Annotated in this window: 2 protein-coding genes; both read right to left on the reverse strand. The window is 51.2% G+C overall.

What is annotated here, in order from left to right; genetic code table 11:
- Nucleotides 1-277: 277 nt before the first annotated feature.
- Entirely contained in the window at nucleotides 278-484 is a 207-nt protein-coding gene (locus tag ACWGTO_RS33610) for an acyltransferase family protein (RefSeq protein WP_454578969.1), read from the reverse strand.
- A 49-nt stretch (nucleotides 485-533) separates the two neighbouring features.
- Nucleotides 534-860: hypothetical protein (locus ACWGTO_RS33615; protein ID WP_454578970.1), on the reverse strand; the 327-nt coding region annotated here is incomplete at its 5' end.

Here is an 860-nt window from a genome sequence, read left to right on the forward strand (position 1 = left end):
AGCGCATCCTGCGAATGGCGCAAGCCCTGTGCTTCACCACCTAAACGTACAAAGTCGAGCTAAGGCCACTTGGTTCAAGAGCTCGAAAGTGCGGGATCGGATCGGGCGGTATTCGCTGACATATATTCTGCAGTCGCTGTAGCGACCGAGAATAACCCTTCCCCGCGCCTTCCGCTCAAGGCAATCGCTGACATCGAAGGTTCCGACTGGCGGAGGAGCAACAACAACCACTCGTTTGCCCAAGGCGCGAACGGCTTCGACTAGAGCCTTAATGCCCTCAACGGCTACATCTAGACCGGGATTGCTCAAGCTGCGTCACGATGAGACCGGTGATCAGGAAGCCCGAAATCACAAAAAAAATATCAACGCCGAGATAACCTGCGGCGAATGGCCAAATGCGGGCATGATAGACCACGACCAGCAAAACGGCCAGGCCCCGAAGGGCTTTAATGTCCATTCGAAAGTCTGGTTGTGTATAATGCATGATAAATTCTTGATATTATCCGATTAACTGAAAACTCAGCAGAGTTGGATTAATCTGTGACTTTCGGCAGAAGAGATCTCAATCGTGCTATTGTGCGATAACTATCCTCCGTAGTATTGCATTCCCAAGTTCGTTTCCTCTGCAGCCGATCACCGTTCTTTGTGAGCCGCTCCTGCTGGCCACGATCTACTTGTATAGGGCGATGAATTTGTAAAATCGATTGTTTTGATAGAATACATCCATATTGCGGATGGCGTTCGACGCGCGGCGGTCTCAAGTCAAGCGCGGGGTGGATGGTGAGATGGATCTTCCAAAAGCTGGACGCTTCGATCAACATGCTGACTGAAGCGTGACCGGCCATTTTGGCGCGCGAAAT

The sequence above is a fragment of the Mesorhizobium sp. PL10 genome (assembly GCF_053714315.1).